Source organism: Thalassotalea sp. 1_MG-2023 (assembly GCF_030546745.1).
Classification (GTDB): domain Bacteria; phylum Pseudomonadota; class Gammaproteobacteria; order Enterobacterales; family Alteromonadaceae; genus Thalassotalea_C.
The window spans coordinates 16,732-29,840 of the sequence record NZ_JAUOPD010000002.1; the positions used below are offsets into that span (position 1 = coordinate 16,732).

Below are 13,109 nucleotides of genomic sequence, written 5' to 3' on the forward strand. Positions count from 1 at the left end.
AATTTATGAAGTTCTTTGCGACGAATATGTAACATGTATTGTTTATTTATATACAGTTATGCGAAAGGGAAATGATTTGATTGAGTGGGATGAAATATATTTGATAAAATGAAACAAGGTGATGAAAAAGCGTTCGAGGAATGTTATCAGTATTGGTCTTCTCATATTTACACGGCGATATGTAAGATTTGTAATGTTCAAGAGACTGCAGACGACATAATGCAAGTTACGTTCGTTAGTGCATTTGAAAATATTCTAAGCTACACACCAACTTTCACCTTTATTGCATGGCTTAAACGCATCGCATTTAACAAACCGAACTTAAAACCTACGGAAAGTTAACGTTATTGATTTTTAACGAAGTAAATCAGGAGCAACCTTATGATCAAGAGAATTTGCTTGATTACCTGTTTTGTAATGTTTCAAGTCATGAACGATTAATAATTTGGTTATTTATTGTTGAACAATATAGTCATGATGAATTGGCCGTTCAGCAAGTTATTCAAAATTAATAGTAGCAAGAAGTTTAAAGAAACTAAGAGCTCAACATGGAAAGCAACAATATGCATATATGTAACAGTAGATTCGGAGAGAAGTTGGCCGATATTGAAATTAGTCATTTAAATAGCTGCGAAAGTTGCCAAGCTGATTTTGCATTGTTTGCGAAGGTAAGAGCAAACGTTAAAGTGATGGAGTTAAAATCCCCGCCAGTGGGCATGTGGCCGAATATATATAATGCACAGGCAACATCAAAAAAGAAAAAGGCGTCTCAACAGAAAAAGATCATGCTATGGCAAACATCTGCAACACTTGCGGTAGCTTTTTGTTTTCTGGCTTTAGGTTGGCTTTTCATTTCAAACCAGCGGCTTGAAATGAAACTTGATGAATTGTTATTAGCAAATCAGTTATTGGAATTACAATTAAAACAAAATGTTCACCCAAGCTTTAGTCAAGCTAGGTTAGTTTCACAAGTGCAAGAAATAGAAGGTCAGCTTTTGAAAGCGAACTCATTGAAAGAGTAAATTGAGCTACTAAAAAAGCGTCGGCTTTTAATCGAAAATATAGTAAGTCAACAAGGAAATAATAATGAAATATATATTTAATGCGTTTATGTTTGTGTCGTTCGTTTTTTGCTCGAATGAGCCTATGCAAAGCAGTGCGACTCGTTAATATTATCTCCTTTTAATGTTGATGGAGAACGAAAGGTTTCTTTCATATCTGGCCACAATGGAATGCTTACTAAATCTCGAATAGAAGGATCAAGATTGCTAGGAGTAATTAAGAAAGGAAAAACGTATTATTTTGAACCAGGTATACATCAACGTCAAATTGAAGAGTGAAATAGAAGTGATTTTTTTAAAATTCAGCGTTCTTTGACACCATCTTCTCAGGTTGGTTCTTCCAAAGAACGACTCATCACAAAAATAAAAGGGAAAGTCGAAGAGTAGAAATATTTGGTTAATAGCAAACCGGTTTTTAAACCTCGATTTAGAAAGCCCGTTAAGATAGTCGTAATGAGAAATAATAAGAAAAAGGTGTTGTTAATTGACGGGCCAGCCGTTCGATTACCTAGCTTTACATTAAATATCGATTTACAAATGTTAAGCGAAATTAGGACCGAGATTTTGGCGTCAATTGAACAGGGAACTTATAATTAGGTTCTTATTTAAAGCCCTATCAATTTAAATCACTTACCTTGAAAACTCAATGCCAAAACCAGCTAGGCAATAAGGAATAAAGCGGTAATTGACAATTTAACACATAGGAAAATACTGTTAACAATGAACAAATAAGGTAATGTAAATTAACCGTTGCTCTTTTTTTATGCTTATGTATAATACGCCCTCTTGTTTTGGCTTTGCCTGCAGGGTTTAGCTAGAAGCCTTTAGGTTTATAGCTCTACAGCAACTCCGATTTGGAGTTGAATGATTTAATCGGTACTCCCCCCTTTCTCAATAAGAAAGGAGATGGGCTGTACTTTGTTCGTTCTTTTATTAGGGGATTTGATAAATGTCAAATCAAAGAATTCGCATTCGTTTGAAAGCGTTTGATCATCGTTTGATTGATCAATCTACAGCAGAAATCGTTGATACTGCTAAACGTACTGGTGCACAGGTTCGTGGTCCAATTCCATTACCTACGCGCAAAGAGCGTTTCACTATTTTGATTTCTCCACACGTTAACAAAGATGCGCGTGATCAGTACGAAATCCGTACTCACAAGCGTTTAATTGATATCGTAGAACCTACTGATAAGACTGTTGATGCATTAATGCGTTTAGACTTAGCAGCTGGTGTCGACGTTCAAATTAGCTTGGGTTAATAGGGGGTTTTAGACATGACTATCGGTCTAGTCGGACGTAAAGTTGGTATGACTCGTATCTTCACTGAAGATGGCGCATCTACTCCAGTTACAGTCCTAGAAGTTGAAGCCAACCGAGTTGCTCAGGTAAAAACTGTAGACAACGACGGTTATTCAGCGATTCAAGTTACTACGGGTACTAAAAAAGCCAACCGTGTTAACAAACCTACAGCAGGTCACTTTGCGAAAGCAGGTATCGAAGCTGGTCGTGGTTTGTGGGAATTCCGTTTAAACAACGGTGAAGGTGCTGATTTAGCTGCTGGTAGTGAAATCACAGTTGAGATTTTCAACGACACAAATTTAGTTGACGTGACAGGCACATCAAAGGGTAAAGGTTTCCAAGGCGGTATTAAGCGTTGGAATTTCCGTACTCAAGATATGACTCATGGTAATTCATTGTCTCACCGTTCAAACGGTTCAATCGGTCAATGTCAAACACCAGGTCGCGTATTTAAAGGCAAAAAAATGTCTGGTCACATGGGTGCTGAGAAAGTTACTACTCAGAACCTTGAATTAGTTCGCGTAGATGCTGAACGTAACTTGCTTCTTATTAAAGGTGCAGTTCCGGGTCACGTTAACGCTGACATAATCATCAAGCCAGCTGTAAAAGCCTAACGTCTGAGGAGAATTTTGATGGAATTAGCATTAAAAGACGCGTCAGGCGCTCTTGAAGTTTCAGAAGCAACTTTTGGACGTGAGTTCAACGAAGCTTTAGTACACCAAGTAGTTGTTGCATATGCAGCAGGTGCTCGTCAAGGTACTGTTAAGCAGAAGAACCGTTCTGAAGTTAGCGGTGGTGGCAAGAAGCCATGGCGTCAAAAGGGTACTGGTCGAGCGCGTGCTGGTACAACTCGTGGTCCAATTTGGAGAACAGGTGGCGTTACATTTGCTGCTCGTCCTCAAGATCACAGCCAAAAAGTAAACCGTAAAATGTATCGTGGTGCGATCAAAAGCATCTTATCTGAGTTAGTTCGTCAAGAACGTTTAGTGATTGTAAATGACTTCTCAGTAGATACACCTAAAACGAAAGACTTAGTGTCTAAGTTAAAAGGTTTAGAGCTTAAAGATGTATTAATTGTTACACCAGAAGTAGATGAGAATTTATTCCTTTCTGCTCGTAACTTATACAAAGTTGACGTTGTTGACGTACAAGCGATTGACCCTGTTTCTTTAGTTGGTTTCGAAAAAGTATTAATGACTGCTGACGCGGTTAAGCAAATCGAGGAGATGTTAGCATGATAAGCGAAGAACGTTTGTTAAAAGTGCTTTTAGCACCAAACATTTCTGAAAAAGCAACATTGACTGCAGAAGCAAACAACACGATTGTTTTCAAAGTAGCCACTGATGCTAAGAAAGCTGAAATCAAAGCGGCAGTAGAGAAACTTTTCGACGTAAAAGTTGACGGTGTTCGTACTTTAAATGTTAAGGGTAAAGCTAAGCGCACGGGAGCTCGTATGGGCCGTCGTAGTGACTGGAAGAAAGCTTATGTAACTCTTGCTGAAGGTAGTGACATCGACTTCGTTGGCGCAGAAGCATAGGAGAAGCAAAATGGCAGTTGTTAAATGTAAACCAACTTCTCCGGGTCGTCGCCACGTAATAAAAGTGACTAACCCGGACCTATATAAAGGTAAGCCTTACGCACCTCTTTTAGAGAAAAACTCTAAGTCTGGTGGTCGTAATAACACGGGCCGTATTACTGTTCGTCACGTTGGTGGTGGTCATAAGCATCACTATCGCGTAATCGACTTTAAGCGTACTAAAGATGGTATCCCTGCAAAAGTAGAACGTGTGGAATATGATCCAAACCGTTCAGCTAATATTGCATTAGTATTATATGCAGACGGTGAGCGTCGTTACATTTTAGCGCCAAAAGGCCTAAAAGCTGGTGATGCAGTACAGTCTGGTGCAGATGCACCGATTAAAGCAGGTAATACATTACCATTGCGCAACGCACCATTAGGTAGTGTTGTACACGCAATTGAACTTAAGCCTGGCAAAGGTGCTCAAATCGCTCGTGCGGCGGGTACTTACGCTCAGTTAGTTGCAAAAGACGGTGCTTATGTAACTTTACGCCTTCGCTCTGGCGAAATGCGCAAAGTAGAAGCAGATTGTCGTGCAACTCTAGGTGAAATCGGCAATGCTGAACACATGCTTCGCTCTTTGGGTAAAGCAGGTGCTAATCGTTGGCGTGGTGTTCGCCCAACTGTTCGTGGTGTAGCCATGAACCCAGTTGATCACCCTCACGGTGGTGGTGAAGGTAAAACTTCAGGCGGTCGTCATCCGGTATCTCCTTGGGGTGTACCAACTAAGGGTTATAAGACTCGTAAGAACAAGCGTACAGATAAATTTATCGTACGTCGTCGTACTAAGTAATTAGTGCTTAATTAATTAAAGAGGAATCACCATGCCACGTTCTCTCAAGAAAGGTCCTTTTATTGACCTACACTTGTTGACGAAGGTAGAGAAAGCGGTGGAAAGCGGGAATAAAAAGCCAATCAAAACTTGGTCCCGTCGCTCAATGATCATACCTAATATGATCGGATTGACTATCGCTGTCCATAATGGTCGTCAACACGTTCCTGTATTTGTAACCGAAGAAATGATCGGTCACAAATTAGGTGAATTTGCACCAACACGTACTTATCGCGGCCACGCTGCTGATAAGAAAGCGAAGAAGAAGTAAGGGGAAGTTAAATGGAAGCTATTGCTAAACATAAATTTGCCCGTGGTTCTGCTCAAAAAGCACGTTTAGTTGTGGATCAAATCCGCGGCTTACACGTTGAGAAAGCTTTGGAAATCTTAGAGTACAGCAACAAAGGTGCTGCTGTATTAGTAAAGAAAGTACTTAACTCAGCGATTGCTAACGCAGAGCATAACGAAGGTGCAGACATTGATGATTTATTCGTTAAAACCATTATGGTTGACGATGGTCCTACAATGAAGCGTATTAAGCCTCGTGCGAAAGGTCGCGCGGATCGTATCCTTAAGCGTACAAGTCACATTACTGTGATTGTTGCTGATAGCTAGGAGATATTAGAATGGGTCAAAAAGTCCATCCAAATGGTATTCGCTTAGGTATCACTAAACCTTTCGCGTCTACTTGGTTTGCAAGTAGCAAAGAGTTTGCAGATAACTTACACGGCGATCATTTAGTTCGTGCATATTTATCTGAAAAACTTAAGCGTGCATCATTATCAAAAATCGTGATTGAGCGTCCAGCTAAATCTATCCGCGTAACAATTCACACGGCTCGCCCTGGTGTTGTTATCGGTAAGAAAGGCGAAGACGTAGAAAAATTACGTGTAAAAGTATCTAAAATCGCTGGTGTACCTGCACAAATTAATATTGCAGAAGTACGTAAGCCAGAAATGGATTCACAATTAGTTGCTGACAGCATCGCGAGCCAATTAGAGCGTCGTGTTATGTTCCGTCGTGCAATGAAGCGTGCTGTTCAAAACGCTATGCGTTTAGGTGCTAAGGGTATCAAAGTAGAAGTTAGCGGTCGTTTAGGCGGCGCAGATATTGCTCGTTCAGAGTGGTATCGTGAAGGTCGTGTACCTCTTCACACTTTACGTGCAGATATTGATTATTCAATTGCACGTGCTGACACTACTTATGGTGTAATCGGTATTAAAGTTTGGATCTTTAAAGGTGAAGTAATTGGTGGTATGCCTGCACAGGTAGAAGCCCCAGCTAAACCTAAGAAAAGAAACAACCGCAAGAGCAAGTAGGGGATAAGTAATGTTACAACCAAAACGTACTAAATTCCGTAAGCAATTTAAATTGCGTAACCGTGGTCTTGCGAACACTGGTAGCACTGTAAGCTTCGGTACTTACGGCCTTAAATCTGTTGAGCGTGGTCGTATGACTGCTCGCCAGATTGAAGCGGCACGTCGTGCAATGACACGTCACGTTAAGCGTCAAGGTAAAATCTGGATCCGCGTATTCCCAGACAAACCAATTACCAAGAAACCTCTTGAGGTTCGTATGGGTAAAGGTAAAGGTTCTGTGGAATATTGGGTATGTCAAATTCTACCAGGTCGTGTTCTTTATGAAATGGAAGGTGTATCAGAAGAGTTAGCGCGTGAAGCATTTGCTTTAGCAGCAGCTAAACTTCCGTTCAAAACAACCTTCGTAACTAGAACGGTGATGTAATGAAAGCTAGCGAATTAAAAGATAAAAGCATTGAAGAGTTGAATGCTGAATTACTTGAGCTTATGCGCGAACAGTTTAACTATCGCATGCAAGCAAGCACAGGTCAGTTAGCACAAACTCACTTGCTAAAAACGGTACGTCGCAATATTGCGCGTGTTAAGACTATCATAACTGAGAAGGCTGGTAAGTAATGAGCGATAAAATTCGTACACTACAAGGTCGTGTAATCAGTGACAAAATGGATAAGTCTATCACTGTCCTGATCGAGCGTCGTGTTAAGCATCCTATCTACGGTAAATTCATTTCGCGTTCAACTAAGTTGAAAGCGCATGATGAATCAAACGTGTGTAATACGGGTGATGTTGTAACTATTCGTGAATGTGCTCCTATTTCTAAGAGTAAATCTTGGACTTTAGTAGACGTTGTTGAAAAAGCGTAATTGCTGACTTAACATCACAATAAGTACAATATAAAAGGCTCTGCTAGCGATAGTAGAGCCTTTTTTATTACTAATTAGCAAACCTTGCCTTTTTATTCACTAATTATTATTAAAAGCTATCCCGTAACTATTTATTCTTGTTTAATTTTCTTGAACCATTAAAGTACCGGACCCTTCAATTACTATAATCTTTATTAAGTGAATTATTCACTTCATAAAGAAAAATAAAACGAGACGAATGACTATGGGGTTGAAACTAAGATGAATCACCACTATCTCTTTGATGAGTATTCATAAAATTACCATAATACCTGTCAGTGTTGAGGGCGTTAAACTGGTGCAAGTTCATACAGTTGATGAATATAGTAAACGTTAATTTAATTATTTTTACGGAAAGTAAACCGTGTCATTCCTGCGCTATAAATGACATAGAAATAGCTTTCAAAAAACACACCTTAAATTTTCTCAGCGACAGTAAAGAAAATTGTTTATTTAAAGTACCAATTTGAAATAAGTGGTGTTATAATCTCGCGCCCTCCGAATAACGGATGGGTTTTAAAGGCAGTGACGGGTCAAATTTCTGGCCTTGAATTTTATAACAGCGGAGCACATAAAATGATCCAAATGCAAACACAGCTAGACGTTGCTGATAACAGTGGCGCTCGACGCGTGCAATGTATTAAGGTCCTTGGTGGCTCGCACCGTCGCTATGCACGCATAGGTGACGTCATCAAAGTTGCAGTGAAGGAAGCAATTCCTCGCGGCAAAGTAAAAAAAGGTGATGTACTAAATGCGGTAGTGGTGCGCACTAAAAAGGGCGTTCGTCGCCAGGATGGCTCAGCCATTCGCTTTGACGGCAACGCGGCTGTAATGCTTAATGCAAACTTACAGCCAATTGGTACTCGTATTTTCGGGCCGGTAACACGTGAATTAAGAACTGAAAAGTTCATGAAAATCGTGTCACTTGCACCAGAAGTACTATAAGGAGTCACGATAATGGCAAATAAGATTCGTCGTGATGATGAAGTAATCGTACTTGCAGGTAAAGACAAGGGCAAAACTGGTAAAGTTACTAAAGTTCTTGTTGAAGACAGCAAAGTATTTGTAGAAGGTGTTAACTTAGTTAAGAAACATCAGAAGCCTGTACCTCAGTTACAGCAAGCTGGTGGCATCGTAGAAAAAGAAGCACCTATAAACGTATCTAATGTTGCGATCGTAAACCCTGCTACTGGCAAGGCAGATCGTGTTGGTTTTAGAATTGAAGACGGCAAAAAAGTTCGTTTTTTCAAATCTAATAACGAATTAGTTTAATTTTAATTGGAGTAAACGATGGCGAAACTGCATGATTTTTACAAAGATACAGTTGTAGCTGAACTTCAAAAGAAGTTTGATTACAAAAGTGTCATGCAAGTCCCTCGGATTGAAAAGATCACCCTTAACATGGGTGTTGGTGAAGCAATTGCCGATAAAAAGGTTTTAGAAGCTGCCACAAATGATCTTACTGCAATCTCAGGTCAAAAGCCTCTGATCACTAAAGCACGCAAATCTGTTGCTGGCTTTAAGATCCGTGAAGGCTATCCTATTGGCGCAAAAGTAACTTTACGCGGCGAAAGAATGTGGGAATTTTTAGAGCGTTTAATCTCTATCTCAGTTCCTCGTATTCGTGATTTCCGCGGCTTGAACCCTAAGTCGTTCGATGGTCGTGGTAATTATAGCATGGGCGTGAAAGAGCAAATCATCTTCCCAGAAATCGATTATGATAAAATCGATAAGATTCGTGGTATGGATATTACTATCACTACTACTGCGCAATCTAATGAAGAAGGTCATGCTTTGCTGACTGCCTTTAACTTTCCGTTCAAGAAATAAGGTGTAGAGTTATGGCTAAATCGTCAATGAAAGCTCGTGAAGCAAATCGCACTAAACTAGTTGCAAAGTACGCTGAAAAGCGTCGTGCTTTAAAAGAAATCATCTCAAGCGTTAACTCTTCTGAAGAAGAGCGTTGGGATGCCGTTTTAAAACTTCAAACTTTACCACGTGACTCAAGTTCATCACGCCAACGTAATCGTTGTAACGTGACGGGTCGTCCACATGGTTACTTACGTAAGTTCGGTCTTAGCCGTATTCAATTACGTGAGCACATGATGCGCGGTGAAGTTCCTGGTCTTAAGAAAGCTAGTTGGTAATTCACGGGAGTAAATGGTTATGATGACTGATCCTATCGCGGACATGTTTACACGCATCCGCAACGGTCAATCTGCAGCAAAGGCTGCAGTAACAATGCCATCTTCTAAGCTTAAAGTTGCTATTGCTAACTTGCTTAAAGAAGAAGGTTTTATTTCAGATTATTCAGTGTCTGGTGATGTTAAACCAGAATTAACTGTAGAATTGAAATATTTTGAAGGTAAAGAAGTAATTGAAACAATTAAACGTGTTTCTCGTCCTGGCCTACGTGTTTATAAAGGAGCTACTGAGCTTCCTAAAGTACTAGCTGGTATGGGTATCGCTATCGTTTCTACTTCTAAAGGTTTGATGGCGGATCGCGACGCTCGTAAAGCGGGTCTAGGTGGCGAAATCCTTGGTACAGTAGCGTAAGGAGCTAAATTATGTCTCGTGTTGCAAAAGCACTTGTCGAAGTTCCTGCTGGCGTTACTGTTACGTTATCAGGCCAAGACATCACAGTTAAAGGTCCTGTTGGAGAACTATCTACAACTATTCACGGTCTTGTTAAAGTTTCTCAAGAAGAGAACTCTATCAAAACTGATGTAGCTGCAGAAAGTAAAGAAGCATGGACTCAAGCCGGAACTGCACGTGCTAACATCAACAATATGGTTGTTGGCGTGAGCAAAGGTTTCGAAAAGAAATTGATTCTTAACGGTGTTGGTTACCGTGCAAAAGCTGCTGGTAAGGTTTTAAACCTTTCTTTAGGCTTTTCACATCCAGTAGATCATGCAATCCCTGAAGGGGTTACATGTGAGACTCCTAGTCAGACTGAAATCGTACTGAAAAGTGCTAACAAGCAGTTGATAGGTCAAGTTGCAGCGAACATTCGTGCATACCGTAAGCCTGAGCCTTATAAAGGTAAAGGTATTCGTTATAGCGATGAATATGTACGCCGTAAAGAAGCTAAGAAGAAGTAGGGTAATACGATGGATAAGAAAACATCTCGTTTACGCCGTGCAAAGCGTGCACGTGCAAAAATCAGCGAGTTGGGTGCGAATCGTTTAGTCGTTCACCGTACTCCTCGCCATATTTACGCGCAACTTATCGCTCCAACTGGTTCTGAAGTTTTAGCATCTGCTTCAACTTTAGATAAAGAAGTGAAAGCACAAGTTGAAAAAACAGGTAACGTTGCGGCAGCTGAAGCTGTTGGCAAAGCAATCGCAGAACGTGCAAAAGCTAAAGGTGTTGAATCTGTAGCATTTGATCGTTCAGGTTTCCGTTACCACGGTCGCGTGAAAGCGTTAGCTGAAGCAGCTCGTGAAGCTGGCCTTCAGTTCTAGGAGTTTATGATGGCTAATGTAGAAAACACACAACAAAGTGATTTAGCTGAAAAATTGATTGCTGTAAACCGCGTTTCAAAAGTGGTTAAAGGTGGTCGTATTTTCAGTTTCACAGCACTAACAGTAGTTGGTGATGGTAATGGCCGCGTTGGTTTTGGTTACGGTAAAGCACGTGAAGTGCCTGCTGCTATCCAAAAAGCAATGGAAAAGGCTCGTCGTAACTTAGTAACAATTGACTTGAAGGGTACAACTCTTCAACACCCTATTAAGGGTCGTCATTCTGGTTCTAAAGTTTACATGCAACCTGCGTCAGAAGGTACAGGTATCATCGCCGGTGGCGCGATGCGTGCAGTACTAGAAGTTGCAGGCGTACAGAACGTATTGTCTAAAGCATACGGTTCTACTAACCCAATCAACGTAGTACGTGCTACTGTTTCAGCGCTAGCGAATATGAAATCGCCAGCAACTGTTGCAGCTAAGCGTGGCAAGAGCGTTGAAGAGATCTTGGGGTAATTACCATGGCTAAAACAGTTAAAGTAACTCAAGTTAAAAGTTCTATCGGTCGTTTACCGAAACATAGAGCTACATTGAAAGGTCTTGGTTTACGTCGTATCAATCATACAGTTGAGTTAGAAGATACTCCATCTGTACGTGGTATGATCAATCAAGTACATTACATGATTAAGGTGGAGGATTAATAATGCATTTAAATACTTTATCTCCTGCACCAGGCGCTAAGAAAGCCAAGAAACGCGTAGGTCGTGGTATTGGTTCTGGCTTAGGTAAAACAGCTGGTCGCGGTCACAAAGGTCAGAAGTCACGTTCTGGTGGTAGTGTTCGTCCAGGTTTTGAAGGCGGTCAAATGCCATTAAAACAACGTTTACCGAAGTTCGGTTTTACGTCTCGCAAAGCATTAGTACATGCTGAAGTTCGTTTACACGAATTAAACAATGTAGATGCGGATGTTGTAGATATTTACGCGCTTAAAAATGCAAACTTAATCACACGTAACATTGAAACAGTTAAGGTTATGCTTTCGGGCGAAATCACAAAACCTGTGACAATTCGTGGTTTAGGTGTTACTAAAGGTGCTCGTGCAGCTATTGAAGCTGCTGGTGGCAAGATCGAGGAATAATACAGGTTATGGCTACACCAGGAATGGATAACAAAAGTTCAGGCGGTTTGTCTGAATTGAAACAAAGATTATGGTTCGTACTATTAGCACTTATCGTGTTTAGACTAGGATCATTTGTGCCAATCCCTGGTATTGACGCCGCTGTATTAGCTCAGTTGTTTGAACAACAAAAGGGCACCATTGTAGAAATGTTTAACATGTTCTCTGGTGGTGCACTTGAGCGTGCCTCTGTATTGGCTTTAGGTATTATGCCTTACATTTCAGCTTCAATTATTATGCAGCTATTAACGGTGATTCACCCGACAATGGCAGAGCTTAAAAAAGAAGGTGAAGCAGGGCGTAGAAAAATAAGCCAATATACGCGCTACGGTACTTTAGTACTTGCAACGGTACAATCAATAGCGATTGCTAAAAGCTTGCCGGGCATGATGCCTGGTTTAGTTATGGATGCAGGGTTTGGTTTTTACTTTACCGCTGTTGTATCGCTAGTCACTGGCACCATGTTCTTAATGTGGTTAGGTGAGCAAATCACAGAACGAGGTATTGGTAACGGTATCTCAATTTTGATTTTTGCTGGTATTGTTGCAGGTATGCCATCAGCTGTTGGTCAAACGGCAGAAATGGCGCGTCAAGGTGAAATTAACCCTTTAATATTATTGTTGATAGCGGTAATCGTTTTTGCAGTAACATTTTTCGTAGTATTTGTTGAACGTGGTCAACGTCGTATCGTTGTTAACTACGCTAAGCGCCAACAAGGTAGAAAAGTGTTTGCTGCACAAAGTACGCATTTACCACTAAAAGTGAATATGGCCGGTGTTATACCACCAATATTTGCTTCTAGTATCTTGTTATTCCCTGGCTCTATTGCGAGTTGGTTTGGACAAGGTGAAGGTATGATAGCGGACGTACTACAGGAGTTATCCATTGCGATCTCTCCAGGTCAACCGCTGTATGTTATGCTACTTGCTGCTGCGATAATATTTTTCTGTTTCTTTTACACGGCATTGGTATTTAATCCGCGTGAAACCGCAGATAACCTGAAAAAATCCGGAGCGTTTATTCCTGGGATTCGTCCTGGTGAACAAACGTCAAAGTATATAGATAAAGTAATGACACGCTTAACCCTAACTGGTGCGTTATACATTACCTTTATCTGTTTGGTTCCTGAGTTTATGATGATTGCATGGGATGTACAGTTTTACTTCGGTGGAACATCGTTACTGATCATTGTTGTTGTTATTATGGACTTTATGGCTCAAGTACAAACGCATTTGATGTCTCATCAATATGACAGCGTACTTAAGAAAGCAAATCTTAAAGGCTACGGCCGATAAGTTTGCTGACGTTAATTAACGGAGTAGAAAATGAAAGTTCGTGCATCCGTAAAAAAGATTTGCCGTAACTGCAAAGTTGTTAAACGTGCTGGTGTTGTTCGAGTAATTTGCAAGACCGACCCTAAGCATAAGCAACGCCAAGGTTAATCTTTTTGAAGTGTCATTGATTTTGCGAATTAATG

26 protein-coding genes are annotated in these 13,109 nt (G+C 40.6%); all 26 read left to right on the forward strand.

All coding sequences use genetic code 11. The features are described from left to right. The first annotated feature begins 108 nt into the window (after positions 1–108). Positions 109–342 carry an RNA polymerase sigma factor gene (locus tag Q4489_RS18270; RefSeq protein WP_368389579.1) on the forward strand — a complete coding sequence of 78 codons (234 nt, stop codon included), beginning with the start codon at positions 109–111 and terminating at the stop codon, positions 340–342. Positions 343–347: 5 nt separating this feature from the next. Beyond that, positions 348–512 (forward strand): hypothetical protein, encoded by a 165-nt coding sequence (locus Q4489_RS01510; RefSeq protein ID WP_303476175.1) that lies wholly within the window; start codon positions 348–350, stop codon positions 510–512. A 36-nt stretch (positions 513–548) separates the two neighbouring features. Then, positions 549–1,022: a hypothetical protein gene (locus Q4489_RS01515; protein ID WP_303476177.1), complete on the forward strand. Its 474-nt coding sequence runs from the start codon at positions 549–551 to the stop codon at positions 1,020–1,022. Between the two features lie 988 nt (positions 1,023–2,010). Beyond that, a complete protein-coding gene (rpsJ, locus tag Q4489_RS01520) occupies positions 2,011–2,322 on the forward strand; it encodes a 30S ribosomal protein S10 (RefSeq protein ID WP_074496200.1) in 312 nt (103 codons plus the stop codon). A gap of 15 nt (positions 2,323–2,337) precedes the next feature. After that, complete coding sequence (gene rplC / locus Q4489_RS01525; protein WP_074496199.1) at positions 2,338–2,976, forward strand: 50S ribosomal protein L3; 639 nt, start codon at positions 2,338–2,340, stop codon at positions 2,974–2,976. Between the two features lie 18 nt (positions 2,977–2,994). Further along, positions 2,995–3,600 (forward strand): 50S ribosomal protein L4, encoded by a 606-nt coding sequence (gene rplD, locus Q4489_RS01530; protein WP_074496198.1) that lies wholly within the window; start codon positions 2,995–2,997, stop codon positions 3,598–3,600. Further along, the gene (gene rplW / locus Q4489_RS01535) at positions 3,597–3,899 is read left to right on the forward strand and encodes a 50S ribosomal protein L23 (RefSeq protein ID WP_074496197.1); all 303 of its coding nucleotides are present in this window, start codon (positions 3,597–3,599) and stop codon (positions 3,897–3,899) included. The genes rplD and rplW overlap by 4 nt, the downstream gene beginning before the upstream one ends. Positions 3,900–3,909: 10 nt before the next feature. Next, on the forward strand, positions 3,910–4,734 hold the full coding sequence (gene rplB, locus Q4489_RS01540; protein WP_074496196.1) for a 50S ribosomal protein L2: 825 nt from the start codon (positions 3,910–3,912) through the stop codon (positions 4,732–4,734). Positions 4,735–4,765: 31 nt separating this feature from the next. Next, positions 4,766–5,044, forward strand: a complete 279-nt coding sequence (gene rpsS, locus Q4489_RS01545) for a 30S ribosomal protein S19 (RefSeq protein ID WP_074496195.1) — start codon at positions 4,766–4,768, stop codon at positions 5,042–5,044. Between the two features lie 11 nt (positions 5,045–5,055). Then, entirely contained in the window at positions 5,056–5,388 is a 333-nt protein-coding gene (gene rplV, locus Q4489_RS01550; protein WP_074496194.1) for a 50S ribosomal protein L22, read from the forward strand. A gap of 11 nt (positions 5,389–5,399) precedes the next feature. Next, positions 5,400–6,092, forward strand: coding sequence for a 30S ribosomal protein S3 (rpsC, locus tag Q4489_RS01555; RefSeq protein WP_074496193.1), 693 nt, complete (start codon positions 5,400–5,402; stop codon positions 6,090–6,092). 10 nt (positions 6,093–6,102) lie between these two features. Further along, positions 6,103–6,516 (forward strand): 50S ribosomal protein L16, encoded by a 414-nt coding sequence (rplP, locus tag Q4489_RS01560; protein WP_074496192.1) that lies wholly within the window; start codon positions 6,103–6,105, stop codon positions 6,514–6,516. Next, positions 6,516–6,707: a 50S ribosomal protein L29 gene (gene rpmC / locus Q4489_RS01565; protein ID WP_074496191.1), complete on the forward strand. Its 192-nt coding sequence runs from the start codon at positions 6,516–6,518 to the stop codon at positions 6,705–6,707. The genes rplP and rpmC overlap by 1 nt, the downstream gene beginning before the upstream one ends. Further along, positions 6,707–6,955, forward strand: coding sequence for a 30S ribosomal protein S17 (gene rpsQ / locus Q4489_RS01570; RefSeq protein ID WP_303476187.1), 249 nt, complete (start codon positions 6,707–6,709; stop codon positions 6,953–6,955). The genes rpmC and rpsQ overlap by 1 nt, the downstream gene beginning before the upstream one ends. 615 nt (positions 6,956–7,570) lie before the next feature. Beyond that, the gene (gene rplN / locus Q4489_RS01575) at positions 7,571–7,939 is read left to right on the forward strand and encodes a 50S ribosomal protein L14 (RefSeq protein ID WP_074496222.1); all 369 of its coding nucleotides are present in this window, start codon (positions 7,571–7,573) and stop codon (positions 7,937–7,939) included. A 12-nt stretch (positions 7,940–7,951) separates the two neighbouring features. After that, complete coding sequence (gene rplX, locus Q4489_RS01580; RefSeq protein WP_074496189.1) at positions 7,952–8,266, forward strand: 50S ribosomal protein L24; 315 nt, start codon at positions 7,952–7,954, stop codon at positions 8,264–8,266. A gap of 18 nt (positions 8,267–8,284) precedes the next feature. After that, entirely contained in the window at positions 8,285–8,824 is a 540-nt protein-coding gene (rplE, locus tag Q4489_RS01585; RefSeq protein ID WP_074496188.1) for a 50S ribosomal protein L5, read from the forward strand. Between the two features lie 11 nt (positions 8,825–8,835). Then, positions 8,836–9,141, forward strand: a complete 306-nt coding sequence (gene rpsN / locus Q4489_RS01590) for a 30S ribosomal protein S14 (RefSeq protein ID WP_074496187.1) — start codon at positions 8,836–8,838, stop codon at positions 9,139–9,141. 13 nt (positions 9,142–9,154) lie between these two features. Then, entirely contained in the window at positions 9,155–9,550 is a 396-nt protein-coding gene (rpsH, locus tag Q4489_RS01595) for a 30S ribosomal protein S8 (RefSeq protein ID WP_175573066.1), read from the forward strand. An 11-nt stretch (positions 9,551–9,561) separates the two neighbouring features. Continuing rightward, a complete protein-coding gene (gene rplF / locus Q4489_RS01600) occupies positions 9,562–10,095 on the forward strand; it encodes a 50S ribosomal protein L6 (protein WP_303476192.1) in 534 nt (177 codons plus the stop codon). A 9-nt stretch (positions 10,096–10,104) separates the two neighbouring features. Then, on the forward strand, positions 10,105–10,458 hold the full coding sequence (gene rplR / locus Q4489_RS01605; protein ID WP_303476194.1) for a 50S ribosomal protein L18: 354 nt from the start codon (positions 10,105–10,107) through the stop codon (positions 10,456–10,458). 9 nt (positions 10,459–10,467) lie between these two features. Further along, on the forward strand, positions 10,468–10,971 hold the full coding sequence (gene rpsE, locus Q4489_RS01610; RefSeq protein ID WP_074496184.1) for a 30S ribosomal protein S5: 504 nt from the start codon (positions 10,468–10,470) through the stop codon (positions 10,969–10,971). Between the two features lie 5 nt (positions 10,972–10,976). Further along, positions 10,977–11,156, forward strand: coding sequence for a 50S ribosomal protein L30 (gene rpmD, locus Q4489_RS01615; protein ID WP_074496183.1), 180 nt, complete (start codon positions 10,977–10,979; stop codon positions 11,154–11,156). Positions 11,157–11,158: 2 nt separating this feature from the next. Further along, on the forward strand, positions 11,159–11,593 hold the full coding sequence (gene rplO / locus Q4489_RS01620) for a 50S ribosomal protein L15 (RefSeq protein WP_074496182.1): 435 nt from the start codon (positions 11,159–11,161) through the stop codon (positions 11,591–11,593). A gap of 8 nt (positions 11,594–11,601) precedes the next feature. Then, positions 11,602–12,927, forward strand: a complete 1,326-nt coding sequence (gene secY / locus Q4489_RS01625) for a preprotein translocase subunit SecY (RefSeq protein ID WP_303476196.1) — start codon at positions 11,602–11,604, stop codon at positions 12,925–12,927. A gap of 30 nt (positions 12,928–12,957) precedes the next feature. After that, entirely contained in the window at positions 12,958–13,074 is a 117-nt protein-coding gene (gene rpmJ, locus Q4489_RS01630) for a 50S ribosomal protein L36 (RefSeq protein ID WP_074496180.1), read from the forward strand. Positions 13,075–13,109: the final 35 nt, after the last annotated feature.

Excerpts from the sequence above, each read along its gene's own strand:
- Q4489_RS18270 (WP_368389579.1), top strand. The coding sequence starts at position 109 with ATGAAACAAGGTGATGAAAAAGCGTTCGAGGAATGTTATCAGTATTGG.
- Q4489_RS01515 (WP_303476177.1), top strand. The coding sequence starts at position 549 with ATGGAAAGCAACAATATGCATATATGTAACAGTAGATTCGGAGAGAAG.
- rpsJ (WP_074496200.1), top strand. The coding sequence starts at position 2,011 with ATGTCAAATCAAAGAATTCGCATTCGTTTGAAAGCGTTTGATCATCGT.
- rplC (WP_074496199.1), top strand. The coding sequence starts at position 2,338 with ATGACTATCGGTCTAGTCGGACGTAAAGTTGGTATGACTCGTATCTTC.
- rplD (WP_074496198.1), top strand. The coding sequence starts at position 2,995 with ATGGAATTAGCATTAAAAGACGCGTCAGGCGCTCTTGAAGTTTCAGAA.
- rplW (WP_074496197.1), top strand. The coding sequence starts at position 3,597 with ATGATAAGCGAAGAACGTTTGTTAAAAGTGCTTTTAGCACCAAACATT.
- rplB (WP_074496196.1), top strand. The coding sequence starts at position 3,910 with ATGGCAGTTGTTAAATGTAAACCAACTTCTCCGGGTCGTCGCCACGTA.
- rpsS (WP_074496195.1), top strand. The coding sequence starts at position 4,766 with ATGCCACGTTCTCTCAAGAAAGGTCCTTTTATTGACCTACACTTGTTG.
- rplV (WP_074496194.1), top strand. The coding sequence starts at position 5,056 with ATGGAAGCTATTGCTAAACATAAATTTGCCCGTGGTTCTGCTCAAAAA.
- rpsC (WP_074496193.1), top strand. The coding sequence starts at position 5,400 with ATGGGTCAAAAAGTCCATCCAAATGGTATTCGCTTAGGTATCACTAAA.
- rplP (WP_074496192.1), top strand. The coding sequence starts at position 6,103 with ATGTTACAACCAAAACGTACTAAATTCCGTAAGCAATTTAAATTGCGT.
- rpmC (WP_074496191.1), top strand. The coding sequence starts at position 6,516 with ATGAAAGCTAGCGAATTAAAAGATAAAAGCATTGAAGAGTTGAATGCT.
- rpsQ (WP_303476187.1), top strand. The coding sequence starts at position 6,707 with ATGAGCGATAAAATTCGTACACTACAAGGTCGTGTAATCAGTGACAAA.
- rplN (WP_074496222.1), top strand. The coding sequence starts at position 7,571 with ATGATCCAAATGCAAACACAGCTAGACGTTGCTGATAACAGTGGCGCT.
- rplX (WP_074496189.1), top strand. The coding sequence starts at position 7,952 with ATGGCAAATAAGATTCGTCGTGATGATGAAGTAATCGTACTTGCAGGT.
- rplE (WP_074496188.1), top strand. The coding sequence starts at position 8,285 with ATGGCGAAACTGCATGATTTTTACAAAGATACAGTTGTAGCTGAACTT.
- rpsN (WP_074496187.1), top strand. The coding sequence starts at position 8,836 with ATGGCTAAATCGTCAATGAAAGCTCGTGAAGCAAATCGCACTAAACTA.
- rpsH (WP_175573066.1), top strand. The coding sequence starts at position 9,155 with ATGGTTATGATGACTGATCCTATCGCGGACATGTTTACACGCATCCGC.
- rplF (WP_303476192.1), top strand. The coding sequence starts at position 9,562 with ATGTCTCGTGTTGCAAAAGCACTTGTCGAAGTTCCTGCTGGCGTTACT.
- rplR (WP_303476194.1), top strand. The coding sequence starts at position 10,105 with ATGGATAAGAAAACATCTCGTTTACGCCGTGCAAAGCGTGCACGTGCA.
- rpsE (WP_074496184.1), top strand. The coding sequence starts at position 10,468 with ATGGCTAATGTAGAAAACACACAACAAAGTGATTTAGCTGAAAAATTG.
- rpmD (WP_074496183.1), top strand. The coding sequence starts at position 10,977 with ATGGCTAAAACAGTTAAAGTAACTCAAGTTAAAAGTTCTATCGGTCGT.
- rplO (WP_074496182.1), top strand. The coding sequence starts at position 11,159 with ATGCATTTAAATACTTTATCTCCTGCACCAGGCGCTAAGAAAGCCAAG.
- secY (WP_303476196.1), top strand. The coding sequence starts at position 11,602 with ATGGCTACACCAGGAATGGATAACAAAAGTTCAGGCGGTTTGTCTGAA.
- rpmJ (WP_074496180.1), top strand. The coding sequence starts at position 12,958 with ATGAAAGTTCGTGCATCCGTAAAAAAGATTTGCCGTAACTGCAAAGTT.